Below are 23,797 nucleotides of genomic sequence, written 5' to 3'. Positions count from 1 at the left end.
AGACTAGGCGCTCAGCGCACCGTCACGAACGCCCCCGCGTCCCGTTCCGGCCGCGGTCTGGGCTCCTCCGCCGGACGGCCGACCGCCACCGCGCCCATCGGGTCCCAGTCCGCCGGCAGCTCCAGCACCTCGCGCACCACGTCCCGGCAGAACATCGTGGACGACACCCAGGCCGAGCCCAGCTGCTCCCCGGCCAGCGCGACCAGCAGGTTCTGCACGCCCGCGCCCATGGCGACCACGAACATCTCCCGCTCGGCGCCGTCCCGCCGGGCGTCCCCGTAGGTGTGCGAGCCGTCCATGACGAGGCACGGCACGATCAGGTACGGCGCGTTGCGCAGCACGTCACCGCGCCGGACCCGCTTGGCGACGGACTCCTCGCTCTTGCCGTCCCGGCGCAGGTCGGCGATCCAGGCGTCCCGCATCGCGTCCAGCAGCCGTACCCGCGACTCCTCCGACTCCAGCAGCACGAACCGCCAGGGAGTGGTGTGGTGCGGAGCGGGCGCGGTGACCGCGGCGGCCACCGCGCGGCGGACCGCGCCGGGGTCCACGGGCTCGTCGGTGAACGCCCGCACGGTACGGCGCTGGGTGACGGCCTCCCGCACCGCCTCGGAGGTGCCGAGCCGGAACATGTCGTCCCGCGCGGTGCGCACCAGCGCCCGCGCGCCCTCGTCGGCGCTGCCGTCCCCGGAGGCTTCGGGGGCGTCGCCGGCGTCGGTGGCGAGGACGTGGGGCAGTCCGCGCACCACGGCCACCGGCCGCCCCGCCGCCTTGCCCTTGACCAGGTCACCGGCGGCGGCCAGCTCGTCCGCCGTGGCGACGACGGTCGCGCTCAGCGGGTTGCCGTACGCGTCCGTGCCCCCGCGCAGATCGTCCAGCACGCGCACCCCGGCCGCGCCGATCGCCACGTCCGTGAGCCCCGCCCGCCAGGGCCGTCCGAAGGTGTCGGTGACGACGACGCCCACGTCGACGCCGAGGGAGTCGCGCAGCCCGGCCCGGATCGCGCGCGCGGACGCGTCCGGATCCTCGGGCAGCAACAGCACGGTCCCCGCGGGGGTGTTGGAGGCGTCGACGCCCGCCGCCGCCATGACCAGGCCCTGCCGGGTCTCCACGATGCGCAGCGCGCCGCGCCGGGCCACGACCCGGACCGTCTCGGCGTCGATCGCGGCCTCCCGGTCGGCCGCCTGCACGACCCGCCCCTCGGCCTTGGAGACGATCTTGGAGGTGACGATCAGCACATCCCCGTCGGCCAGGCCCGGCTCGGCCGCGGCGATCAGCTTGGCGACGTCGTCGCCCGGCCGCACCTCGGGGATGCCGGACAGGGCCCAGACCCGGTACCCGGGCTGCTCGGCCGGCCCGGCGGACGCCGTCGCGCTCACGCCCCCCGCACCTCCTCGGCCAGCGCCAGCGCCTCCCGCACCATCTGCGCGGTCGTGTCCACGTCGGTCATCATCAGCGGTACGGCCCGGCAGCGGATGCCGTCCGCCTCGATCCGCTCGACCACGCCCGCGTCGACGGTGTCGACCAGCCAGCCGTCCAGCAGCCCCGAGCCGTAGTGCTCGGCGACCGCGGCGGCCGTGGACTCCACGCCGACCGCGGCGAGCACCTTGTCGGCCATGCCGCGCACCGGCGCGTCCCCGACGATCGGGGAGAGGCCGATCACCGGCACGCCCGCCTCGGCGATGGCCTCGCGGATGCCGGGCACGGCGAGGATGGTGCCGATGGACACGACCGGGTTGGACGGCGGGAAGAGGATGACGTCCGCCTCCGCGATGGCCTCCAGCACACCCGGGGCCGGCTTGGCCTGCTCGGCGCCGACCGGGACGACCGCCTCGGCCGGGACCGAGGCGCGCAGCTTCACCCAGTACTCCTGGAAGTGGATCGCCTTGCGCTCACCCTCCAGCTCGACGGCCACGTGCGTCTCGACGCGGTCGTCGGTCATCGGGATGAGTCGCACGCCCGGCTTCCAGCGGTCGCACAGCGCCTCGGTGACCGCGCTCAGCGGATAGCCGGCGCCCAGCATCTGCGTCCGCACGATGTGCGTGGCGAAGTCCCGGTCGCCCAGCCCGAACCACTCCGGGCCGACGCCGTACGCCGCCAGTTCCTCCTTGAGATGGAAGGTCTCGTCGGACCGCCCCCAGCCCTGCTCCTCGTTGATGCCGCCGCCGAGCGTGTACATCACCGTGTCCAGGTCCGGGCAGACCTTCAGCCCGAAGAGGTGGATGTCGTCGCCGGTGTTGCCGATGACGGTGATGTCCGCGTCCGGCACGGCCCGCTTCAGACCGCGCAGGAAACGGGCACCGCCGATGCCGCCTGCCAGAACCACAATGCGCATGGGAGCAAGTCTTGCAGGCGGGTCCGACAACGCGTCAGGCAGTCACCGCACCGGACTCGGTCCGCGCCTCGCAGTGCGGGGAGGCGTGCATCGGCATCTGGGTCAGGCCGGGGTGGTACACGTGCAGGCTGACCGCCGGCTCCAGCGCGTCGTTGACGACCTCGTGCACGTACCCCGGCGCGAACACCCGCTGGGAACCCGCCGCCAGCGCGCGCGTGCCGCGCTCGGTGCGCTCGGTGAGGGCGCCCTCCAGGACGGTGAGCACGCCGGACGAGGGCCCGTGGTCGTGCAGCCCGCTGCCCTGCCCGGGCACCCAGGACAGCAGCCACACCTCGTAGCCGGGACCGGTGCGCAGCCGGTGGTACCAGCGGGTCGTGGCGTCGTACCGGACGAGATGGGCCCACTGGGCGCGGTCGGCGGCGATCGAGCGGGCGAGCCCCACGAACTCGGCGACGGTGGCCGGGTGCTCGCGCGGCGGCTGGAGCAGGTGCGGGACCTCCAGGATGTCGCCGGCGATCTGGAGGTCGTTGTCGCTGTTCATCGGGTGTGATGGTCCTCGGCGGAAGAGTGGGGGGCTGATGCTGGGGTGACGCGTACGGTCCGCCCGGGTCACGGGCGGGCGGGGTGCCCTGGATGAGGGATCACTGAGCGGGAGACGCGACCGAGCCGGGATGGACTCGGGAACAGCCGGAGCGGGCTCGGCTCAACAGCTGGGACAGCAACAACAGCTACAGCGCGCGCGGGCGGCACCGAGGGACCCGGCGGTGCGGGTCGAGGTGAGCGCCAAGTTCGCGAGCATGCCCACTAGGACACCGGTTCACACCCGCACTGTCAACTCCGGGCCCGGTATGTGGGACATGTTTCACCTCATCCGGTTCATCTGTGCGGTGAAAGGTTTGCTCACCGGGAGGTCGGGACACATGGGGCACATCCGAGCGCTCGAGCCTCGCGGAACGCGATCGAACACGGAGACGTCCTTCTCCGTACAGAGTTCTGTACGGGGGTTCGGTCGCCCCGCGGGCCCAGCGGTGTGTCAAGGTATATGGCGATTTGAACACTTTCCGCTTGGCCTTGGTTCCGCAGAGTGAATAACGGGCCCAATAGCAGATCTCGGCTTGACTCGCCCGGAGCAGCACACTTGTAATTTCACTCGTGTCGTTCAGCCGAAATCGGTAACGGCTACGCACGGGGACGCGAAAGACAGACGAGGGGCGCACATGACCGAGCTGGTGCAGCAACTGCTGGTCGACGACGCGGACGAGGAACTCGGCTGGCAGGAGCGCGCGCTGTGCGCCCAGACCGACCCCGAGTCCTTCTTCCCCGAGAAGGGCGGCTCCACCAGAGAGGCCAAGAAGGTCTGCCTCGCCTGCGAGGTCCGCTCCGAGTGCCTCGAGTACGCCCTCGCCAACGACGAGCGCTTCGGCATCTGGGGCGGCCTGTCCGAGCGCGAACGCCGCCGCCTGAAGAAGGCCGCCGTGTGACCGGACGTACGGCCGCAAACGTCATGAACGGCCCGTCGCCCGTGGGTTGTCCACAGGCGGCGGGCCGTCGTCATGGCCAGCCGATAGTGTGGTCGCTCGTCCGAGACGCCCCGCTGTCCCCTCGGCCCCCGAGAAGACGCAGGCGTCCACCGCAGTCCATCGAACCGGGGCCCGTACCTCGATGTCCGTGCACAGCCATACGGCCGCCCGAACCGGCGCCGCCACCGCTGGGTTTGACCCGACCCGCCCGCCCGAGTTCCCGCGTCATGTGGTGACCGCGGTCCTCGTCTCCCACGACGGCGCCCGCTGGCTGCCCCACGCGCTCGCCGGGCTGCTCGGCCAGGAGCGCCCCGTCCAGTACGCGGTGGCCGCCGACACCGGCAGCGCGGACGACTCCGCCCAGCTGCTCACCGACGCCCTCGGCGACGCCCAGGTGCTGCACCTGGCCCGCCGCACCGGCTTCGGCCAGGCCGTGGAGGAGGCGAGCCGCACCGCACCCGTCCTCACCCCCGAGGACCTGCCGTACCTCAAGCGCCCCAGCGGCTGGGACCCCGTCACGCGCACGTGGCGCGACGACGCCTACGACCTGCCCGACCTGCCGCACGGCGAGCCCATCCACTGGCTGTGGCTGCTGCACGACGACTGCGCCCCCGAACCCGACGCCCTCGCCCAGCTGCTGCGCGTCGTCGACAACGAACTCGAACTCGGCCGCGACGACGTCGCGGTCGTCGGCCCCAAACTGCGCGGCTGGTACGACCGCCGCCAGCTGCTGGAGGTCGGCGTCTCCATCGCCAACTCCGGCCGCCGCTGGACCGGCCTGGACCGCCGCGAACAGGACCAGGGCCAGCACGACCACGTCCGCACCGTGCTGTCCGTGTCCACCGCCGGCATGCTCATCCGCCGCGACGTCTTCGAACAGCTCGGCGGCTTCGACCGCCGGCTGCCCCTCATGCGCGACGACGTCGACCTGTGCTGGCGCGCCCACACCGCCGGACACCGCGTCCTGATCGCCCCCGACGCGGTCGTCCGGCACGCCGAGGCCGCCTCCCGCGAGCGCCGCACGGTCGACTGCGCCGGCCGCACCGCCGCCTCCCCGCACAAGGTCGACAAGGCCGGCGCCGTCTACACCCTGCTCGTCAACACCCGTACGGCCGCGCTGCCCTGGGTGCTGCTGCGGCTCGTCCTCGGCACCGTCCTGCGCACCCTCGCCTACCTCGTCGGCAAGGTCCCCGGCCAGGCCGTCGACGAGATCCGCGGCCTGCTGAGCACCCTGCTGAGGCCCGAGCGGATCCTCGCCGCCCGGCGCCGCCGCGGCCCCGCCCGGATCGACAAGGGCGAACTGCGCCAGCTCTTCCCGCCGCCCGGCGCCACCGTCCGGGCCACCGTGGAACAGATCGCGGGCAGCTTCACCAGCGGCACCGACGCCGACACCTCCTCGGCCGGCCGGCACGGCGGCGCCGTGGAGTCCGGGCCCGGCGGCGACGACGCCGAGTTCCTGGAGGTCGAGCAGTTCGCCCGGCTCAAGCGCATCGCCCGCAAACCCGGCCCGGTGCTCTTCCTCGCGCTGCTGCTCATCTCCTTCGTCGCCTGCCGCGCCCTGCTCGGCGGCGGCGCCCTCGCCGGCGGCGCCCTGCTGCCCGCCCCGGCCGGCGCCGGCGACCTGTGGTCCCGCTACCTGGACGCCTGGCACCCGGTGGGCGCAGGCGGCACCCCGTCCGCGCCGCCCTACCTGGCGATCGTCGCGACCCTCGCCTCGATCCTGTTCGGCTCGACCGGACTCGCCGTCACCGTCCTGCTGGTCGGCTCGGTCCCGCTCGCCGGATGCACCGCCTACTTCGCCTCCCGGCCCCTGGTCACCTCCCGGCTGCTGCGCGCGTGGGCGGCCATCGCCTACGCCTTCCTGCCCGCCACCACCGGCGCCCTGGCCGGCGGCCGCATCGGCACCGCCGTCCTCGCCGTGCTGCTGCCGCTCATCGCGCGCGCGGGCATCGCCGCGAGCGGCCTGGCCGGCCGCACCGGCGCGCGCGGCAGCTGGCGCGCCACCTGGGCGTACGCACTGCTGCTGACCATCACCACCGCCTTCACCCCGATCGTCTGGCCCATCGCGCTGATCCTCGGCCTCGGCGTGCTGGTGCTGCGCCGCGGCGACCTCGTCGCCCACGGCCTGCGCTTCCTCGTCCAGCTCGGCACCCCGCTGCTAATGCTGGCCCCCTGGTCGCTGACCCTCCTGCCGACCGGCTTCTTCCAGGAGGCCGGCCTGGAGTACGGCCCCTCGGCCGCCTCCGCGCTCGACCTGCTCGGCGCCGCCCCCGGCGGTCCCGGCACCGTGGACGGCCTGATGCTCATCGGCATCGTGCTCGCCGCGCTCGCCGCCCTGCTGCGCTCCGAGCGGCAGCTCGGCATCCGCACCGCGTGGGCCGTCGCCCTGGTCGGCCTCGTCTTCGCGGTCCTGTCCAACAAGTCCGCCTGGGCGGGACCGGCCACCCTCGTCTACGGCCTCGCCCTGCTGGCCGCCGCCGCCCTCGGCGCCGACGGCGCCCGCGCGCGCGTGGCCGAGCAGAGCTTCGGCTGGCGCCAGCCCGTCGCCGCCCTGATCGCCTTCGCCGCGGCCGCCGGCCCGCTGCTCGTCGCCGCCGGCTGGATGATCGGCGGGGCCGACGGCCCCGTGGAGCGCCGCGATCCCGCCCAGGTGCCCGCGTTCGTCGCCGAGGACTCCTCCGGCGGCGACCAGGCCCGCACCCTGGTCCTCGACAGCGACACCGCCGCGCGCGTGCGCTACACCCTGGTCCGCGGCTCCGGCGCCCGCATGGGCGACGCCGAAATCGCCGCCGCCGACGGCGAGAACGCCCGCCTGGACAAGGTCGTCGCCAACCTCGTCGCCGGCTCCGGCGCCGACCAGGCCGACGAACTCGGCGGCTTCGCCGTGCGCTACGTCCTCGTCCACAAGGGCGCCCCCCGCGACATCACCCGGATCCTCGACGCCACCCCCGGCCTGTCCCGGCTCAGCCAGCAGAACGGCAACGCCCTGTGGCGCGTCGACCAGGACGTCGCCCGCGCGGCCGTCGTGCCCGCCTCCGGCTCGGGCAGGGCCCAGCCCGTCACCGCGGGACCGGTCGAGATCCACACGACGATCCCCGCCGGCTCCGGCAGCCGCGTGCTGCGCCTCGCCGACAGCGCCGCCGACGGCTGGACGGCCACCCTCGACGGCAAGCCGCTCACCCGCACCACCGTCGACGGCTGGGCCCAGGGCTTCCGGCTCCCCTCAGCCGGAGGCAGGCTGGACGTCACCTACGACGCCCCGGTCGCCCACGGCGCCTGGCTCTGGGCCCAGGGCGCGCTCGCCGTCGTGCTGGTCGTGCTCGCCCTGCCCGGCCGCCGCCGTGACGTCGACGACGACCTGCCCGAGGAGCAGCCCCTGCCCGCCCAGGCCGCCGCCGGCGAGGGCCGCCGCGCCCGCCGCCTGCGCGCCCAGGCCGAGGAAGCCTCCGCCGAGGAACTCCCCGGCACACCTCCGCAGCCCGAACAGCCCCCGGCCGCCGTACCGCACCAGCAGGCGTACGACATGGGAGTCCCCCCGGTCGAGCCAAGCCGAGACTGGGGAAGGGACCCGGGCACCTACGGGAACTCCGGATACGCCGGTTACGGCACGGACCCGTACCAGACCGGGACGGGCTACGACCAGCAGGCGTACCAGCAGCCCGACCCCTACCAGACGGCCCCCTACGACCCGTACGCCTACAACGGCACCGCCGACCAGATGCCGTACGACCCGGCGGCCTACCAGCAGCAGGGCTACGACCCGGCGTACGACCCCGCCCAACAGGGCTACGACCAGGCCCAGCACCCCCACGGCACCGGCAGCCAGCGCCCCGACGGGAGCCAGCAGTGAACCGCACCACCCTGTCCCTGATCGCCGGTACGACCGCGCTGGCCGCCGTCACCGCGTTCGCCGCGTTCGACTCGCCGTCCGCGTCCGGTGCCGCCGCCCCCGGGGCACCCGCCCAACTGCCCGTGGAGCGCACCGGTCTGCTGTGCCCGGCGCCGAGCATGTCGGACATCGCCGACACGGCGTACACGTCGTTCACGCCCGTCACCAAGGGCGCCGCCGGCAGCGGCAAGGCCCGACTCCAGGCCGCCACCGGGCAGTCGGCGGACGGCACGGAAGGCGGCAGGGGCGGCAAGAGCGGCAAGGGCGCCGGGAAGAAGGCCGACGAGCCGGTGCTCACCCCGAAGGCACCGGGCACGCCGGCCTCCGGCGAGACCTCCGGCGCCGAGGCGCCCGCGCTGATCGGCACCGCGGACGGCAGGTTCGCGCCCGGCTGGACCGTCCAGGAGACCACCGAGGTCGCCGCCGGCACCGGCCGGGGCCTGCTGGGCGTCAACTGCACCGGGGCGGACACCGAGTTCTGGTTCCCCGGCGCCAGCACGGCCACCGGCCGCACCGACTACGTCCATCTGACCAACCCCGACGACTCCGCCGCCGTGGTCGACATCGAGCTGTACGGCAAGGACGGCGCGCTCAAGTCCCCGCTGGGCGAGAACCTCACGGTCAAGCCGCACGCGAGCGAGCCGATCCTGCTCTCCACGCTCACCGAGGAGCGGCAGGCCGACGTGACCGTGCACGTCAGCGTGCGCAGCGGCCGGGTCGCCGCGGCCGTACAGGCCCTGGACGACAAGGCGGGCGGCGACTGGCTGGCCGCCGCCACCGACCCGGCCGGCAGCCTGGTCCTGCCCGGCATCCCGAAGGACGCCACCGACGTCCGCCTGATCGCGTTCACGCCCGGCGACGACGACGCCGACCTGAAGATCCGCCTGGCCTCGCCCGACGGCCTGATCACCCCGGCCGGGAACGAGACGGTGCACGTCAAGTCCGGCATGACGACGACGGTCGACCTCGGCGACGTCACGCGCGGCGAGGCCGGCTCCCTGGTCCTCACGCCCACCGACCAGACGGTTCCGGTCGTGGCGGCCCTCCAGGTCGTCCGGGGCAAGGGCGACAAGCGGGAAACGGCGTTCATCCCGGCCGCCGCCGCCGTCGGCACCCGCGCGACCTCCGCCGACAACAGCGCCAAGGGCACGACGCTGGCCCTGACCGCCCCCGGCGGCACGGCCACGGTCAAGGTCACCGCCTCCGCCGGCAGCGAGGGCGGCACCCCGGCGACCAAGACCTTCACGATCAAGTCCGGTACGACCCAGAACGTCGACGCCCCGGCGCCGGCCGGCCTGAAGGGCACGTACGCCCTCACGGTCGAACCCGTCTCCGGCGGCCCCGTCTACGCCTCCCGTACCCTCGCCGCCACCGAGGGGGGCATCCCCGCCTTCACCATCCAGACCCTCCCGAACGACCACGGCACGGTCGCGGTACCCCACGCGAAGGAGGACCTGTCGGTCCTGCAGAGGTAGGCACAGCGAGCCGGAGCACAGGGGCGCCCGAAGAGGCGCGCCTAATCCTCCCCGTACCGGGGATCCACCGTCTCCGGTGTCAGCCCGAGCAGCTCCGCCACCTGCTCCACCACCACCTCATGCACCAACGCGGCCCGCTCGTCCCGTCCCTTGGTCCGGATCTCCACCGGCCGCCGGTACACGACCACCCGAGCCCGCCGCCCGTCCCGCGCAGGAATGATCCCGCCGAGCGGCACGGCGTCGTCCCCCCACGTCACCTGATCCCCCCGCCCCTCCAGCCGGGGCACCTCCAGGACCAGGAAGTCGATGTCGGCCAGCTGCGGCCACCGCCGCTCGAGACGCTCCACGGAGTCCTGCACCAGGTCCGCGAACACCTCGGCACGGCTCGCAGCCAGCGGCACCTGCGGCGGGGCGATCGGCCCCCGCATGCCCCGCCCGTGGCGGTCACGGCGACGGGGCCCAGGGCCGGCGGCACGGGGCGGTACACGGTTGTCCATCACTGCTGAAGCGTAGTCCCCGCACCCTCCGCACGTCCGGTTCCACGCGGCAACCGGCCCACACCCCCCATGTCGCGGGATGACCATTCCAGCCAAGGTCTGGCTCGTTTCCATAGCTCTCCCAGACCACCGACTCAAGCCAATTGACGGTGTTTGTACCGACTCATGACCGGACGCGGTTCCGCCCGGCGCTCGCCGCCAACCCGTCCGCGCAGGTCAACAGCCCCTGCCTGAAGGGGTATGTGGGGCGTCTCACAGCACGACACGGTGGAGTGACCTGGTGGAGAGTCGTCGCGGCCCGCTCAAGAGTGCGGTACCGTCCAACATCGTGAGCCCTGTACGTCGCTGTTCGCGCACCGCCTGCGGCCGACCCGCCGTCGCGACGCTGACGTACGTCTACGCCGACTCGACCGCGGTCCTCGGCCCGCTCGCCACCTACGCCGAACCCCACTGCTACGACCTGTGCGCCGAGCACTCCGAGCGCCTCACCGCCCCGCGCGGCTGGGAGGTCGTACGACTCCTGGACGCCTCCGCGCCCGCGCGGCCCAGCGGAGACGATCTGGAAGCGCTTGCCAACGCCGTGCGCGAGGCGGCCCGCCCCCAGCAGCGCGCTGCCGAGGCGGGCGGCGGCGGTACCCGCGGCGCTGACCCCATGGAGGTCGCCCGCCGCGGCCACCTGAGGGTGCTGCGCTCCCCGGACAACTGAGCGCCCCGGACCGAGCACGCCACCCCACGCCACCCCCGGTCGGCGTGACGGTCCGCCCCGTCCGGGGGTTACGGATGGGGGTTCACCAAGGGGCCACCCGGTGTCCGCACACCGCTCCCTTACTCCCGACGGGTAGTTTGTGGGCACCCATAGGACTTCAGGAGGGTTGGCCGTGACTGCTGATCTGTCGCAGATCGTGAAGGCGTACGACGTACGCGGAGTGGTCCCGGACCAGTGGGACGAGGCACTGGCCGGGCTCTTCGGCGCCGCCTTCGCGGAGGTGACCGGAGCGGCGGCCATCGTCGTCGGCCACGACATGCGGCCCTCGTCCCCCGGCCTCTCCCGCGCCTTCGCGCGCGGCGCGGCGGACCGCGGTGTGGACGTCACCGAGATCGGCCTGTGCTCCACGGACCAGCTCTACTACGCCTCCGGCGCGCTGAACCTCCCCGGCGCGATGTTCACGGCCTCCCACAACCCGGCCCAGTACAACGGCATCAAGCTGTGCCGCGCGGGTGCCGCCCCCGTCGGCCAGGACACGGGCCTCGCGCAGATCCGCGAGCTGGCCGAGCGCTGGCTGACGGAAGGCGCCCCCGAACCCGTGGACCGGCCGGGAACCCTCTCCTCGCGCGAGACGTTGGAGGATTACGCGGCGCACCTCCGCTCCCTCGTCGACCTGACCTCCATCCGCCCCCTGAAGGTCGTGGTCGACGCCGGCAACGGCATGGGGGGCCACACGGTCCCCTCGGTCTTCACCGGCCTGCCCCTGACCCTCGTCCCGATGTACTTCGAACTGGACGGCACCTTCCCCAACCACGAGGCCAACCCGCTCGACCCGGCCAACCTCGTGGACCTGCAGAAGCGGGTGCCGGCGGAGGGCGCCGACCTCGGCATCGCCTTCGACGGCGACGCCGACCGCTGCTTCGTCGTGGACGAGAACGGCGACCCGGTCTCCCCGTCCGCGATCACCGCCCTGGTCGCCGCCCGCGAACTGGCCCGCAACGGCAGCAAGGGCACGGTCATCCACAACCTGATCACCTCCCGCACGGTCCCGGAGGTCGTCCGGGAGAACGGCGGCACCCCGGCCCGCACCCGGGTCGGCCACTCCTTCATCAAGGCCGAGATGGCCCGCACCGGCGCCATCTTCGGCGGCGAGCACTCGGCCCACTACTACTTCAAGGACTTCTGGAACGCCGACACGGGCATGCTGGCCGCCCTGCACGTCCTCGCGGCCCTCGGCGGTCAGGAGGCCCCGCTGTCCGCCCTGGTCGCCCAGTACGACCGCTACACCGGCTCCGGCGAGATCAACTCCACCGTCGCGGACCAGGCCGCCCGCCTCGCCGCGATCCGCACCGCGTACGAGGGCCGCGCCGACGTCACCCTGGACGACCTCGACGGCCTCACCGTCGCCGGGGCCGACTGGTGGTTCAACGTCCGCCCCTCCAACACCGAGCCGCTCCTGCGGCTGAACGCCGAGGCCAAGGACGAGGCCACGATGGCGAAGATCCGCGACGAGGCACTGGCGATCATCAGGGGCTGAGCGGTCTGTCCATCAGCGGTACGCTGACCAGGCAGATCCACGGACATGACACACACCCGCTCCCCGAAGGGACATCCCATGGCGCTCGAAGCCGGCCTCCTGGAGATCCTCGCCTGCCCGGCCTGCCACGCCCCCCTGAAGGAGCAGGACACCGAGCTGATCTGCACAGGACAGGACTGCGGCCTCGCCTACCCGGTCCGCGACGGCATCCCCGTCCTGCTGGTCGACGAGGCCCGCCGCCCCGAGTGACCAGGCCCCGCAGCTCGTAGGACCCCAGGATCCCCGGCGACCGGAGGCTGCCGCCCATGCTGGACGAATCGCTGCTCGACACCCCGGAGGGCCTCGCCGAGGCCGACCACCGCGGCCTGCTGCGCGGCGCGGCGGAGGCGGGCGCCCGCCTCCGCCGCGCCGCCCGGCACGCCGCCGAGGCCGGCATCGGTGAGCTGAAGCCGGACGGCCGCCCCCGCGCGGTCCTCATCGCGGGCCCCGGCGCCGCCGCCACCCACACCGCCGACCTCCTCGGCACGCTGGCCGGCGCCGGCAGCCCCGTCGTCCGGCTGGCCCCCACCGGCGTCGCCCCGGCCGCGGGCGCCCTGCGCTGGGAGCTCCCGGGCTGGGCCGGCTCCGTGGACCTGCTGCTGATCGCCACCCCTGACGGCACCGAACCGAGCCTCTCCCTCCTCGCCGACCAGGCCTACCGCCGCGGCTGCTCGGTCGTCGCCGTGGCCCCGCCGCACACCCCGCTGGCCGAGGCGGTCGCCGGCGCGCACGGCCTGTTCGTCCCCATGGCGACGGCACCGTACGACCAGGAGGAACCGCTTGCCGCGTCCTCCCCGGGCGTCTTCTGGGCGCTGCTGACCCCGCTGCTGGCGCTGCTGGACCAGATCGGCCTGATCGCCGCCCCGCGGGACGCCCTGGAGAAGGTCGCCGACCGCCTGGACCACATCGCCGAGCGCTGCGGCCCCGCCATCGCGACCTACAGCAACCCCGCCAAGACCCTCGCCGCCGAACTGGCCGACGCCCTGCCCGTGGTGTGGACGGAGGGCGCCTCGGCCGGTCCGGCGGGCCGCCGGTTCGCCGCCGCCCTCGCGGAGCTCGCCGGCCGCCCCGCCCTGGTCGCCGAACTGCCCGAGGCGCTCGCCGCGCACAGCGCCCTGCTGGCCGGCCCGCTCGCCGCCAGCGCCGACCCGGACGACTTCTTCCGCGACCGCGTGGAGGAGCCGCCCGCGCTGCACGCGCGCGTGGTGCTGCTCCGCGACCGCCCGATCGGCGGCCTCACCGCCGCTCCCGCCGCCCGTGACGTGGCCCTCAGCCACGACACGCCGATCAGCGAACTGGAACCGGAGGAGGGCGGCGAACTGGAGACCCTCGCGGAACTGATCGCCGTCACGGATTTCGCCGCCGTTTACCTGGCGCTCGCTTCGGGGGCCTGATCTGACTCCTGGCCGACCGCCCGCGTCCGCCGACGGCACGACACGCCCCGCCGGCGGCGCGAGAAGAAGCGACAGCGCCGGCCGAGCAGCGCACGTACGGAGACAGAGAAGACACATGGACCGCCTCGACAACACCATCCGCCCCTACGCCTGGGGCTCTCCCACCGCCATCCCGCACCTCCTCGGCGCCGAGCCGACCGGCGAACCCCAGGCGGAGATGTGGATGGGCGCGCACCCCGGCGCTCCCTCGCGCACCGCGCGCGGGACCCTCGTCGAGGTCATCGAGGCCGACCCGGAGCGGGAACTCGGCGCGCGCGCGGTCGCCAGGTTCGGCCCGCGCCTGCCGTTCCTGCTCAAGATCCTCGCCGCCGGCGCGCCCCTGTCCCTCCAGGTGCACCCCGACCTGAAGCAGGCCGAGGAGGGCTACGCCGACGAGGAGCGGCGCGGCATCCCGGTCGACGCCCCGCACCGCAACTACAGGGACGCCAACCACAAGCCCGAACTGATCTGCGCGCTCACCGAGTTCGACGGCCTGTGCGGCTTCCGCGACCCGGTCCGGGCCGCCGACCTGCTCGACGGGCTCGGCGTCGACTCCCTCAAGCCGTACGTCGACCTGCTGCACGCCCACCCCGAGGACGCGGCCCTGCGCGAGGTGCTCACCGCGATCCTCAGCGCCGACCCGGGGGAGATGGCGCACACGGTCGCCGAGGCCACCGCCGCCTGCACCCGCCTCGGCGGCGCCTACGCCCCCTACGCCGACATCGCCCACCACTACCCGGGCGACCCCGGCGTCATCGCGGCCATGCTGCTCAACCACGTCCGCCTCCAGCCCGGCGAGGCCCTGTTCCTCGGCGCCGGCATCCCGCACGCCTACCTGAACGGCCTCGGCGTCGAGATCATGGCCAACTCCGACAACGTCCTGCGCTGCGGCCTGACTCCGAAGCACGTCGACGTCCCCGAACTCCTGCGGATCGTCCGCTTCGAGCCGGCCGACCCGGGCGTGCTGCGCCCCGAGGCCTCCCCGGAGGGCGAGGAGGTCTACGAGACGCCGATCGACGAGTTCCGGCTCTCCCGGTACGTCCTCCCCGAGGGCGGCAGCGCCCACGACCTCACCCGGGACACCCCGCAGATCCTGCTCTGCACGGCCGGCACCGTCCGCGCGGGCGAACACGAACTGCGCCCCGGCCAGTCGGTGTTCGTCCCGGCCGGCGAGCGGGCGGAGATCTCGGGCGCGGGCACGGTCTTCCGTGCCACTGTGATCGTATGACCAGGGCTGTGGACGGCCTGTGGATCATATGACCGGGGTTGTGGATACCTGACGCGGCGCTGCCCGGCCGGGCTGCAAGAATGGCCCACCGGCAAAGGCCGGGCAAAACCGGGCACACGCCTGGACGGAGCTACGAGGCGACAGAGGCGAAGGGACAACGCGGACACATGAGCGCGTCAGGCGGTACCAGGGCGATCGTGGCGGCACTCGGCGCCAATCTCGCGATCGCGGCATCGAAGTTCGTGGCGTTCGCGTTCAGCGGGTCCTCCTCGATGCTCGCCGAGGGCGTCCACTCGCTCGCCGACTCCGGCAACCAGTTCCTGCTGCTCGTCGGCGGCAAGAAGGCACAGCGCGAGGCCACCCCGCAGCACCCCTTCGGCTACGGCCGCGAGCGGTTCATCTACGCCTTCCTCGTGTCGATCGTGCTCTTCTCCATCGGCGGCATGTTCGCGATCTACGAGGGCTACGAGAAGGTCCGCCACCCCCACGAACTGGAGCACTGGTACTGGCCGGTCGGCGTCCTCGTCTTCGCGATCATCGCCGAGGGCTTCTCGTTCCGGACGGCCATAAAGGAGTCCAACGAACTGCGCGGCAAGCTCTCCTGGGCCCAGTTCATCCGCCGCGCCAAGGCGCCCGAGCTGCCCGTCGTCCTGCTGGAGGACTTCGGCGCGCTCATCGGTCTGGTCCTCGCCCTCGGCGGCGTCGGCCTGGCCCTGCTCACCGGCGACGGCATCTGGGACGGCATCGGCACCGTCTGCATCGGTGTCCTGCTCGTCCTGATCGCCCTGGTCCTGGCCGCCGAGACCAAGTCGCTGCTGCTGGGCGAGGCCGCCGGCCTCGAGGACGTCAAGAAGATCGAGGCCGCGATCATCGACGGTCACACGGTCACCGGCATCATCCACATGCGCACGCTGCACCTCGGCCCCGAGGAGCTGTTGATCGCCGCCAAGATCGCGGTGCAGCACGACGACACGGCCGCCGAGGTCGCGAGCGCCATCAACGCCGCCGAGGCCCGCATCCGTGCCGCCGTCCCCATCGCCCGCGTCATCTACCTGGAGCCGGACATCTACAGCGATGCCGAGGCCGTCAAGGGCCCGGACCCGGAGGCCACCCCGGGCGGCCCGACCCCGCACCCCGCCGGGCACTGACCGGCACCGGTCTCGCAGGACGAGCCGTCAGCCCTGGGCCGGCTGCATCGACCGGGGCGCCGGCGGCTCCGTCGGTGCCTTCCGCCGCCGCACCACCAGGGCAGCGATCCCCAGCCCGACGCCGGTGAGGACCAGCACCCCGCCGGCCAGCATGGCCAGACCCGGCAGCGCCGGGCCCGTACGGTCCTCCGTCACCCGCCCCTGCACGGCGTCCACCGGCACGGTCCCGCCCTGGTCGGCGGCGAAGAAGCGGGAGTCCATCGAGTCGGACCGGTGGTCGCCCATCAGGAACAGCCGGCCACGCGGCACCTTCACGTCGTACGGCCGGTGCACACCGTCGGCGCGCCCGATCACCCGCTGCATGAGGACATCCACCGGCCCCGGCACTCTGTGAACGACCCGGGCGCCCCATCGTGCGGGTCCGTGCGGGTCCGTGCGGGGCCCGGGCCCGGGCGGGTTCGGCGTGGAACCCGCCACCCGTCAGCCGCGTCGGCTCACCCGACCTCGGCCAGCACGTCCAGCACCGCCCGCTCGTCCGGCGCCGCGAGCAGCCGCTCCCGGAACCCGGTGTCCATCAGCCTGCGGGACAACAGCGCGAGGATCCGCAGGTGCTCGTCGCCGGCGGCAGCCTCCGGTACGGCGATCATGAAGATCAGCCGGGCCTTCGTACCGTCCAGCGAACCCCACTCCACGCCCTCCGCCGACCGCGCGAAGCCGACGACCGGCGCCGTCACCGCGTCCGTCTTGGCGTGCGGTATCGCGATCTCCTCGCCGAGCCCGGTGGTCCCCTGCTCCTCGCGCCGCAGCGCGGCCGCCACCAGCCCGGCCACATCGGCTACCCGGCCGCTGCGCGCCAGCAGCTCCGCCATCTCCCGGATGGCGGCCTCCTTCTCCGCCGCCCCGAGCGCCACGCGCACGGTCAACTCGGTCAGATGCCCCGACAGCACCTCGGGCACGTCCTCCCCGGCGGTCTGCGCCGCGGCCCCGGCCGCCGTACTCCGGGCAACCGGACCCTGCACCGCTGTCGCCTCGACGGCAGCGGCCGCGACCGGCGAAAGCTCCGGCCCCGCCTGCCCCGGTACGACCGCCCCGGCTCCACGGGCACCCGCACCCGCGTCCTCCGTACGCCCCCGGCGCCCGCTCACGTCGACCAGGGTCACCGTCGTCAGCGCCGTCACCACCGTGCCGACCGCCACGGCGACGAAGAACACCGGCACCCCGCTCACCGCGCCCAGCACCGCCACGATCGGCCCGCCGTGCGGCACCGCGTCCTTCACCCCGGCCAGCCCCGCGACCGCGCCGGCCACCGCGCCGCCGAGCATGTTCGCCGGGATGACCTGCGCCGGCCGCGCCGCGGCGAACGGGATCGCGCCCTCCGAGATACCGAAGCACCCCATGAACAGGGCCGCGAGACCCGTCTCCCGCTCCTGTTCGGTGTACAGCCGCCGGCGGACCAACGTGGCCAGGCCCTGGCCGAGCGGCATCACCGGGATCGCCGCCGCGCACATTCCCATCACCGTCTGGTTCCCGCTCGCGATGAGCCCCGCGCCGAACAGGAACGCCGTCTTGTTGACCGGCCCGCCCATGTCGAACGCGATCATCAGGCCCAGGATCGCGCCGAGCAGCACCGCGCTCGTGCCGGTCATCCCGCCGAGCCAGCTCGTCAGATGCGCGAACACCCAGGAGATCGGTTTGCCGATGACGTAGATGAAGAACAGCCCGAGCGCCGTCGTCGCCACGATCGGGATCACGATGATCGGCATGATCGGCTGCACGAACCTCGGCACCCGGAGCTTCTTTATCCACAGCACCAGATACCCGGCGAGGAACCCGGTCACGATCGCCCCGATGAAGCCCGCACCCGCCTCGGAGTCGTACAGCGCCCCCGTGTTGGCGATCCAGCCGCCGATCAGGCCCGGCACCAGCGCGGGCCGGTCGGCGATGGCGTAGGCGATGTAGCCGGACAGGACCGGGATCATCAGCTGGAAGCCGATCCCGCCGACCGCGTTGACGTGCGCCCAGAAGGTGCCCTCCGGGATCACATAGCCCTTGGCCGTGGCATGGCCGCCGAGCGCGAGCGAGACCGCGATCAGCAGCCCGCCGACCACCACGAACGGGATCATGTACGACACGCCGTTCATCAGCGCCTTGTACACCGCTCCCCGCTCCCTGCCCCCGCCCGGCGCGGACGCCGCCGGACCGTCGCCGGCCCCGTCCGCCCGGAGCACGGGCGCCGACCGCACCCGCTCGATCAGCTGCTCGGGGTGGTGGATGCCCTCGGCGACCCCGACCGTGAGCACCCGCTTCCCCACGAAACGGCTCAGGTCGACGTCCTTGTCGGCGGCGACGATCACACCGTCCGCGCGTCTGACATCGTTGTCATCAAGGATGTTCTCGGCCCCGATGGAACCTTGCGTCTCCACCTTCATCTCGATGCCCCGGCTGGCGGCGGCCTGCGCGAGCTTCTCCGCCGCCATGTAGGTGTGCGCGATGCCGGTCGGGCAGGCGGTCACCGCCAGCAGCCGCAGCGGCTGCCGCCCGTCATCGCGGCCACCCGTTGCGGGCGGCCCGGCCGGACTGGTCACGTCGATCTCCTCACGCTGTCGTCGCACGGGTTGTCGTCCCGGACACCCCGCGAGCGGAACCGGAACTCCCGGTGCCCTGCATCCTGCACCACCCCACCTCCGGCACAAAGACGCAAAAGTCCCTGTTCACACCGGTCTGACGGCGCCGATTCCACGGTTTCCGCACAATCACCCGCACCCGCGCCCACCCCCCGGCCCGCCCTGAATACGACCCCGCGCATGCCCAGGCGGGCTGGGGCCGACCGGGCCGTCCGGTGTAGCTTGGGACGGAGCCAGACGTCGCTGCTGATGGCGGTCGGGCGGTCCCGAACGGACCGACCGAGGGAGAGAGGGCCTCCGACGGACTGCGCTGCGCGTACGCGGGCATGCCTGTGTCCTCTTCTCGGGCCCCTGTGTCCGCCGCCGCGCAGACCAGCCGTACCCACCTCGACCCAACCCCGAGGAGCAGCTCGCAATGACGACTGTCGAGAACCGACAGGACTTCAAGGTCGCCGACCTCTCGCTCGCCGAGTTCGGCCGCAAGGAGATCACCCTCGCCGAGCACGAGATGCCCGGCCTGATGGCGCTCCGCAAGGAGTACGCCGAGGCCCAGCCCCTCGCCGGCGCCCGCATCACCGGCTCGCTGCACATGACCGTGCAGACCGCCGTGCTCATCGAGACCCTGGTCGCCCTCGGCGCGCAGGTCCGCTGGGCCTCCTGCAACATCTTCTCCACCCAGGACCACGCGGCCGCCGCCATCGCCGTCGGCCCGAACGGCACGCCCGACAACCCGCAGGGCGTCCCCGTCTTCGCCTGGAAGGGCGAGACGCTGGAGGAGTACTGGTGGTGCACCGAGCAGGCGCTGACCTGGCCGGACACCCCCACCGGCGGCCCGAACATGATCCTGGACGACGGTGGCGACGCCACCCTCCTCGTCCACAAGGGCGTCGAGTACGAGAAGGCCGGCAAGGTCCCGGCCGTCGACACCGCCGAGTCCGACGAGCACCGCGTCATCCTCGAACTCCTGCACCGCACCATCACGGACGGCTCGCAGAAGTGGACCCAGCTGGCGTCCGAGATCCGCGGCGTGACCGAGGAGACCACGACCGGCGTCCACCGCCTGTACGAGATGCAGCGCGACGGCGTCCTCCTGTTCCCGGCGATCAACGTCAACGACGCCGTCACCAAGTCGAAGTTCGACAACAAGTACGGCTGCCGCCACTCCCTGGTCGACGGCATCAACCGCGCCACCGACGTCCTGATCGGCGGCAAGACCGCCGTCGTCTGCGGCTACGGCGACGTGGGCAAGGGCTGCGCCGAGTCCCTGCGCGGCCAGGGCGCCCGGGTGATCGTCACCGAGATCGACCCGATCTGCGCCCTGCAGGCCGCGATGGACGGCTACCAGGTCACGACCCTCGACGAGGTCATCGACAAGGCCGACATCTTCATCACCACGACCGGCAACAAGGACATCATCATGGCCTCGGACATGGCCAAGATGAAGCACCAGGCCATCGTCGGCAACATCGGCCACTTCGACAACGAGATCGACATGGCCGGCCTCGCCAAGGTCCCCGGCATCGTCAAGGACGAGGTCAAGCCGCAGGTCCACACCTGGACCTTCCCGGACGGCAAGAAGATCATCGTGCTGTCCGAGGGCCGCCTGCTGAACCTGGGCAACGCCACCGGCCACCCGTCGTTCGTGATGTCCAACTCCTTCGCGGACCAGACCCTGGCCCAGATCGAGCTGTTCACCAAGCCCGACGCGTACCCGATCGGCGTCTACGTGCTGCCCAAGCACCTCGACGAGAAGGTCGCCCGCCTGCACCTGGACGCGCTCGGCGTGAAGCTCACCAAGCTGCGCCCGGAGCAGGCCGCGTACATCGGCGTGGAGGTCGACGGCCCGTTCAAGCCGGACCACTACCGCTACTGAGCCGGCGATCCCATAGCCCGGCCCGCCGGGGATGCGCCGGTGCACCGACGCATCCCCTGGCAGCAGGTCCTCCGAGGCAGGCCCCCGCACCCCCGTGCCGGGGGCCTGCCCCTTTGGCCCCCCCGACCTATGGCCTCCGGCCGGACCAGCCCGTCAAGACCCAGGACCCCCATGCCCCGCGGCCGTTATTCGCTCCACGATCCGCACGATCACACCCCCCTCGCAGAAGAACACTTCCAGTGCGCCCCCGGCCCGTCCGGCTGGCGCTATGTCTCGCGACTGACCGGGCCCGCCGGTGACCACCGCGGCTCGGTCGACCTCGCCCTGGACGACCTCGGCCGTCCCCTCCGCCTCGAACTCCACGCGGGCGGCTGGCAGGTGCGCGGCGCCGCCCTCGACGGCGTCACCTGGGTCCGCACCGACCCCACCGGCACCCATGCCACCGAAGGCAATGTGCGCGCCCACGCCTTCACCGGCACGTCCCCCGCTTTCCTCGTCGCCACCGCCCGGCTCCTGCGCCTCACCCCCTCGTCCGCCGCGACCCGCGTACGCCTCGTGGCCTTCACCGACCCCGTCCTCGCCCCCCGCACCGTGGACCAGTCCTGGGCTCTGGTGAACAGCGAAACACACGCCACTGACAACGGGCCGCTGACCGTGGACGCATACCAGGTCACAGCCCTGGACACCGGCGAACAGCACACCGTCCACATCGCCGGCGACGTGGTCCTGGCCGCTCCCGGGATCGAGCTGGAAGACCTGGAGTCCCCACCGTCGAGATTCGACTGACACCGCCTGACCCGGTCGTGCCGCACCGGCGGACTCCACCCGCGCTACGCCGGCGGCGCGAACCCGGTGGCCGGCCGGTCGAGCCGCGATTCGTCGCCCTGCGGCGCAGGCGAGGGCGCGAGCGGCGCCTGCTGCGACGGCTGGTGGGCGGCGGACCGGTACGAAGCCGGAGCTTGGGAGGAGAGCCCGGACCGGTACGGAGACTGGTACGGCGTCTGAGACGGGAACGGGTACGAGGCCGACGACGGGGGCTGATGGGCGGCGGCCTGAGCCGGATACGAGGCGGGCGCACCAGGCTGTGTCACCGGCGGCGGGAAGCCGCCGGACTGCACACCGCCATGACCGAACGCCCGCCGGGCCTCACGGGACTGCCGCTCGTGGACCACGGCAGCCAGGAAAGCGGCCGGCGGCAGATCCTGCGGCACCGGCGCCCCGGTACGGCCGGCGAGATCGGCCGCCAGCCGCTGTGCCATCCCTGCCGACACCTGCGGGTCCAGCTGGTGCGTCCGGGTCAGGTACTGCCGGACGGCAAGCCACAGCCCGTCCGGAACGGCCGACGGGTCCAGCCCGGCGAACCGCCCCGCGAGCCACGGCGGCGGAGGCGGAACGAACCCGGCCCGCCCGGCCGGTATCCGCTCGCGCACGACCAGGGTGCCGGCGAAAACGTCGCCGAGTCGCCGCCCCCGCGCCGAGACCAGCGAGGCGATACAGGCCACCACCCCGAACGTCATCACGATCTCGACCACTCCGATCGCGCCCCGCACCAGAGCGTGCCGGAACCGGATCGGCCCCCCGTCGTCCCGCACCACCCGGAGCCCGAACGCCAGCTTCCCCAGCGAGCGCCCGTGACTGAGTGTCTCGACGGCTATGGGCCCGCCCACCAGCACCAGCAGAAACGCTGCGATCGACAGCGCCACCTGCGCGGCCTCGTCCAGCGAAGCCGTCGACGCCACCAGCACGACGATCACGACCAGGTACACGACCATCGCCACCACCAGGTCGAGCAACACGGCCAGCGCCCTGCTCGGCAGCCTCGCGGGCCGCAGTTCGAGGGCCACCGCCTCGCCCGTCACCAGCTCGCTCACGCCCGCCCGTCCTTCCCTGGTCTGCCCCCTGAACCGCAAGTCTGCCAAGCTGTGGGCGCATCGCACCCCAGTACGACAAGCTGACAGCAACGACGAGCATCCACGACGAGCCGTGGACGACCAGCCGAGGAGCAGGCAGAGCCGATGGACCTGGACGTCTTCGTCTCCGTACACCGAGCCGAATGGGACCGGCTCGATGCACTGCTCCGCCGCCGGCGCCGGCTCACCGGTACCGAAGCAGACGAACTCGTCGCCCTGTACCAGCGCACCGCCACCCATCTGTCCCTCATCCAGTCCAGCGCACCGGACCCGCAACTGACCGGACGGCTCAGCCAACTCGTGGCACGCGCGCGCAGTGCCGTCGCCGGCACCCGCCGCGCCTCGTGGCGCGACGTGACGCGCTTCCTGAGCCAGGGCTTCCCGGCCGCCGTCTACCGCACCCGTCACTGGTGGGTGCCCACGGCGCTCGTCTCCACCGCCGTCGCCATCCTCCTGGGCTGGTGGATCGGCACCCACCCCGAGGTGCAGTCGTCCATCGCGGCGCCCAGCCAGCTGCGCGAGCTGACCCGCCCCGGCGGTGAGTACGAGACCTACTACTCCAGCCATCCCGCGGCCGCCTTCGCCGCCCAGGTGTGGACGAACAACGCCCAGGCGGCGGCGATGTGCCTCGTCCTGGGCGTTTTCCTGGGCCTGCCCGTCCTCTGGATCCTCTTCCAGAACATGCTCAACCTCGGCGTCGGCTTCGGCCTCATGTCCGCGGCCGGCCGTCTCGACACCTTCCTCGGTCTGGTCCTCCCGCACGGCCTGCTCGAACTGACCGCGGTCTTCGTTGCCGCCGGCACGGGCCTGCGCCTCGGCTGGACCGTCATCGACCCGGGTCCGCGCACCCGGCGCGCCGCCCTCGCGGAAGAAGGACGAGCCGCCGTCGGCATGGCGATCGGACTCGCCCTGGTCCTGTTCGTCTCCGGCGCCATCGAAGGCTTCGTCACCCCCTCCGGCCTGCCCACCTGGGCTCGCATCGGCATCGGGGTTGCGGCCGAGCTGGCATTCCTGGCGTACGTCTACGTCCTGGGCGGTCGCGCGGCCCGCGCCGGCGAGACCGGTGACCTCGAAGCGGCGGACCGCAGCGCCTCCGTGCCCACGGCTGCCTGACCCCGTCGGATGTGCGTCGGGCCCCCGTGACCTGCTAGTCTCCTCTTCGCCCCACGAGAGCCGTTGACACGGAGGGACTGGGGAGGTAGATTCAAACAGTTGCCTGGAGTTGGACAGGTCCACCGGGCAGCCAATAGAATCTACTAGCTTCTTCAGAAGTCGTGAACGACATTCCGAGAAGCCTTCCGATTACTCAGGAATGAGCGGCCGGTCAGACCGGCTGAGAACTTCTGATAAAGTCGGAACCGCCGGAAAGGGAAACGCGAGAGCGGGAACCTGGAAAGCACCGAGGAAATCGGATCGAGAAAAGATCTGATAGAGTCGGAAACGCAAGACCGAAGGGAAGCGCCCGGAGGAAAGCCCGAGAGGGTGAGTACAAAGGAAGCGACCGTTCCTTGAGAACTCAACAGCGTGCCAAAAATCAACGCCAGATATGTTGATACCCCGTCTCCAGCATCTGCTGGGACGAGGTT

At 72.7% G+C, this 23,797-nt stretch carries 20 protein-coding genes; 12 read left to right on the top strand and 8 right to left on the bottom strand.

Going from position 1 to position 23,797, the window contains the following annotated elements:
* Positions 1 to 11: 11 nt before the first annotated feature.
* From ACIP4Y_RS17885 to ACIP4Y_RS17875, 3 genes are read right to left on the bottom strand one after another with little or no spacing between them, the layout of a single operon-like run.
* Complete coding sequence (locus ACIP4Y_RS17885) at positions 12 to 1,376, bottom strand: coenzyme F420-0:L-glutamate ligase (protein WP_401394033.1); 1,365 nt, start codon at positions 1,374 to 1,376, stop codon at positions 12 to 14.
* Positions 1,373 to 2,332: a 2-phospho-L-lactate transferase gene (gene cofD / locus ACIP4Y_RS17880; RefSeq protein ID WP_358640468.1), complete on the bottom strand. Its 960-nt coding sequence runs from the start codon at positions 2,330 to 2,332 to the stop codon at positions 1,373 to 1,375. Before cofD ends, ACIP4Y_RS17885 begins: the two co-directional genes overlap by 4 nt.
* Positions 2,333 to 2,366: 34 nt before the next feature.
* A complete protein-coding gene (locus ACIP4Y_RS17875) occupies positions 2,367 to 2,873 on the bottom strand; it encodes a cysteine dioxygenase (protein ID WP_401394030.1) in 507 nt (168 codons plus the stop codon).
* A 676-nt stretch (positions 2,874 to 3,549) separates the two neighbouring features.
* Here ACIP4Y_RS17875 and ACIP4Y_RS17870 point away from each other — a divergent pair.
* The 3 genes from ACIP4Y_RS17870 to ACIP4Y_RS17860 all read left to right on the top strand — a co-directional run bounded on the left by ACIP4Y_RS17870 (position 3,550) and on the right by ACIP4Y_RS17860 (position 9,216).
* Positions 3,550 to 3,813: a WhiB family transcriptional regulator gene (locus ACIP4Y_RS17870; protein WP_003975777.1), complete on the top strand. Its 264-nt coding sequence runs from the start codon at positions 3,550 to 3,552 to the stop codon at positions 3,811 to 3,813.
* A gap of 181 nt (positions 3,814 to 3,994) precedes the next feature.
* Positions 3,995 to 7,702, top strand: a complete 3,708-nt coding sequence (locus ACIP4Y_RS17865) for a glycosyltransferase (RefSeq protein WP_401394027.1) — start codon at positions 3,995 to 3,997, stop codon at positions 7,700 to 7,702.
* A complete protein-coding gene (locus ACIP4Y_RS17860) occupies positions 7,699 to 9,216 on the top strand; it encodes a DUF5719 family protein (protein WP_401394024.1) in 1,518 nt (505 codons plus the stop codon). The genes ACIP4Y_RS17865 and ACIP4Y_RS17860 overlap by 4 nt, the downstream gene beginning before the upstream one ends.
* A 41-nt stretch (positions 9,217 to 9,257) precedes the next feature.
* Here the strand turns inward: ACIP4Y_RS17860 and ACIP4Y_RS17855 are convergent, their stop codons facing one another.
* Positions 9,258 to 9,644: a metallopeptidase family protein gene (locus ACIP4Y_RS17855; RefSeq protein WP_358640461.1), complete on the bottom strand. Its 387-nt coding sequence runs from the start codon at positions 9,642 to 9,644 to the stop codon at positions 9,258 to 9,260.
* Positions 9,645 to 9,993: 349 nt separating this feature from the next.
* On the opposite strand from ACIP4Y_RS17855, the gene ACIP4Y_RS17850 reads away from it, so the two are divergent.
* The 6 genes from ACIP4Y_RS17850 (at position 9,994) to ACIP4Y_RS17825 (ending at position 15,804) form a co-directional block, all read left to right on the top strand.
* Complete coding sequence (locus ACIP4Y_RS17850) at positions 9,994 to 10,419, top strand: DUF3499 domain-containing protein (protein ID WP_401394020.1); 426 nt, start codon at positions 9,994 to 9,996, stop codon at positions 10,417 to 10,419.
* A gap of 172 nt (positions 10,420 to 10,591) precedes the next feature.
* Positions 10,592 to 11,956, top strand: a complete 1,365-nt coding sequence (locus ACIP4Y_RS17845) for a phosphomannomutase/phosphoglucomutase (protein WP_401394017.1) — start codon at positions 10,592 to 10,594, stop codon at positions 11,954 to 11,956.
* Positions 11,957 to 12,034: 78 nt separating this feature from the next.
* Positions 12,035 to 12,205 carry a Trm112 family protein gene (locus ACIP4Y_RS17840; RefSeq protein WP_189983189.1) on the top strand — a complete coding sequence of 57 codons (171 nt, stop codon included), beginning with the start codon at positions 12,035 to 12,037 and terminating at the stop codon, positions 12,203 to 12,205.
* A gap of 56 nt (positions 12,206 to 12,261) precedes the next feature.
* Entirely contained in the window at positions 12,262 to 13,389 is a 1,128-nt protein-coding gene (locus tag ACIP4Y_RS17835; protein ID WP_401394013.1) for an SIS domain-containing protein, read from the top strand.
* Positions 13,390 to 13,504: 115 nt separating this feature from the next.
* Positions 13,505 to 14,656, top strand: a complete 1,152-nt coding sequence (gene manA, locus ACIP4Y_RS17830) for a mannose-6-phosphate isomerase, class I (protein WP_401394010.1) — start codon at positions 13,505 to 13,507, stop codon at positions 14,654 to 14,656.
* Positions 14,657 to 14,823: 167 nt separating this feature from the next.
* Complete coding sequence (locus ACIP4Y_RS17825) at positions 14,824 to 15,804, top strand: cation diffusion facilitator family transporter (protein ID WP_401394007.1); 981 nt, start codon at positions 14,824 to 14,826, stop codon at positions 15,802 to 15,804.
* A gap of 27 nt (positions 15,805 to 15,831) precedes the next feature.
* On the opposite strand, the gene ACIP4Y_RS17820 is transcribed toward ACIP4Y_RS17825, so the two are convergent.
* Together ACIP4Y_RS17820 and ACIP4Y_RS17815 are read right to left on the bottom strand one after the other, a co-directional pair.
* Positions 15,832 to 16,167, bottom strand: a complete 336-nt coding sequence (locus ACIP4Y_RS17820) for a S26 family signal peptidase (RefSeq protein ID WP_401394004.1) — start codon at positions 16,165 to 16,167, stop codon at positions 15,832 to 15,834.
* 131 nt (positions 16,168 to 16,298) lie between these two features.
* Complete coding sequence (locus ACIP4Y_RS17815; RefSeq protein WP_401395176.1) at positions 16,299 to 18,389, bottom strand: fructose-specific PTS transporter subunit EIIC; 2,091 nt, start codon at positions 18,387 to 18,389, stop codon at positions 16,299 to 16,301.
* Positions 18,390 to 18,843: 454 nt separating this feature from the next.
* Here ACIP4Y_RS17815 and ahcY point away from each other — a divergent pair, with 454 nt between their 5' ends.
* Positions 18,844 to 20,301, top strand: coding sequence for an adenosylhomocysteinase (gene ahcY / locus ACIP4Y_RS17810; RefSeq protein ID WP_401394001.1), 1,458 nt, complete (start codon positions 18,844 to 18,846; stop codon positions 20,299 to 20,301).
* 171 nt (positions 20,302 to 20,472) lie between these two features.
* Complete coding sequence (locus ACIP4Y_RS17805; RefSeq protein WP_401393998.1) at positions 20,473 to 21,087, top strand: hypothetical protein; 615 nt, start codon at positions 20,473 to 20,475, stop codon at positions 21,085 to 21,087.
* 44 nt (positions 21,088 to 21,131) lie between these two features.
* On the opposite strand, the gene ACIP4Y_RS17800 is transcribed toward ACIP4Y_RS17805, so the two are convergent.
* Entirely contained in the window at positions 21,132 to 22,172 is a 1,041-nt protein-coding gene (locus ACIP4Y_RS17800; protein ID WP_401393995.1) for an RDD family protein, read from the bottom strand.
* A 144-nt stretch (positions 22,173 to 22,316) separates the two neighbouring features.
* On the opposite strand from ACIP4Y_RS17800, the gene ACIP4Y_RS17795 reads away from it, so the two are divergent.
* Positions 22,317 to 23,324: a stage II sporulation protein M gene (locus ACIP4Y_RS17795; RefSeq protein WP_401393993.1), complete on the top strand. Its 1,008-nt coding sequence runs from the start codon at positions 22,317 to 22,319 to the stop codon at positions 23,322 to 23,324.
* A gap of 152 nt (positions 23,325 to 23,476) precedes the next feature.
* On the opposite strand, the gene ACIP4Y_RS17790 is transcribed toward ACIP4Y_RS17795, so the two are convergent.
* Positions 23,477 to 23,797 (bottom strand): hypothetical protein (locus ACIP4Y_RS17790; protein WP_401393990.1); only part of this gene is annotated, 321 nt, incomplete at its 5' end.

This window comes from Streptomyces sp. NPDC088810 (assembly GCF_044750305.1).
Taxonomy (GTDB): domain Bacteria; phylum Actinomycetota; class Actinomycetes; order Streptomycetales; family Streptomycetaceae; genus Streptomyces.
The sequence above is the reverse complement of the archived record's forward strand: the minus strand, read 5'-3'. Positions and strand labels throughout refer to the sequence as shown.

What these genes read in the sequence shown, in the direction of transcription:
- cofD (WP_358640468.1), bottom strand. Translation starts at nt 2,332, where the DNA reads ATGCGCATTGTGGTTCTGGCAGGCGGCATCGGCGGTGCCCGTTTCCTG.
- ACIP4Y_RS17875 (WP_401394030.1), bottom strand. Translation starts at nt 2,873, where the DNA reads ATGAACAGCGACAACGACCTCCAGATCGCCGGCGACATCCTGGAGGTC.
- ACIP4Y_RS17870 (WP_003975777.1), top strand. Translation starts at nt 3,550, where the DNA reads ATGACCGAGCTGGTGCAGCAACTGCTGGTCGACGACGCGGACGAGGAA.
- ACIP4Y_RS17865 (WP_401394027.1), top strand. Translation starts at nt 3,995, where the DNA reads ATGTCCGTGCACAGCCATACGGCCGCCCGAACCGGCGCCGCCACCGCT.
- ACIP4Y_RS17855 (WP_358640461.1), bottom strand. Translation starts at nt 9,644, where the DNA reads ATGCGGGGGCCGATCGCCCCGCCGCAGGTGCCGCTGGCTGCGAGCCGT.
- ACIP4Y_RS17840 (WP_189983189.1), top strand. Translation starts at nt 12,035, where the DNA reads ATGGCGCTCGAAGCCGGCCTCCTGGAGATCCTCGCCTGCCCGGCCTGC.
- ACIP4Y_RS17835 (WP_401394013.1), top strand. Translation starts at nt 12,262, where the DNA reads ATGCTGGACGAATCGCTGCTCGACACCCCGGAGGGCCTCGCCGAGGCC.
- manA (WP_401394010.1), top strand. Translation starts at nt 13,505, where the DNA reads ATGGACCGCCTCGACAACACCATCCGCCCCTACGCCTGGGGCTCTCCC.
- ACIP4Y_RS17825 (WP_401394007.1), top strand. Translation starts at nt 14,824, where the DNA reads ATGAGCGCGTCAGGCGGTACCAGGGCGATCGTGGCGGCACTCGGCGCC.
- ACIP4Y_RS17820 (WP_401394004.1), bottom strand. Translation starts at nt 16,167, where the DNA reads ATGCAGCGGGTGATCGGGCGCGCCGACGGTGTGCACCGGCCGTACGAC.
- ahcY (WP_401394001.1), top strand. Translation starts at nt 18,844, where the DNA reads ATGACGACTGTCGAGAACCGACAGGACTTCAAGGTCGCCGACCTCTCG.
- ACIP4Y_RS17805 (WP_401393998.1), top strand. Translation starts at nt 20,473, where the DNA reads ATGCCCCGCGGCCGTTATTCGCTCCACGATCCGCACGATCACACCCCC.
- ACIP4Y_RS17795 (WP_401393993.1), top strand. Translation starts at nt 22,317, where the DNA reads ATGGACCTGGACGTCTTCGTCTCCGTACACCGAGCCGAATGGGACCGG.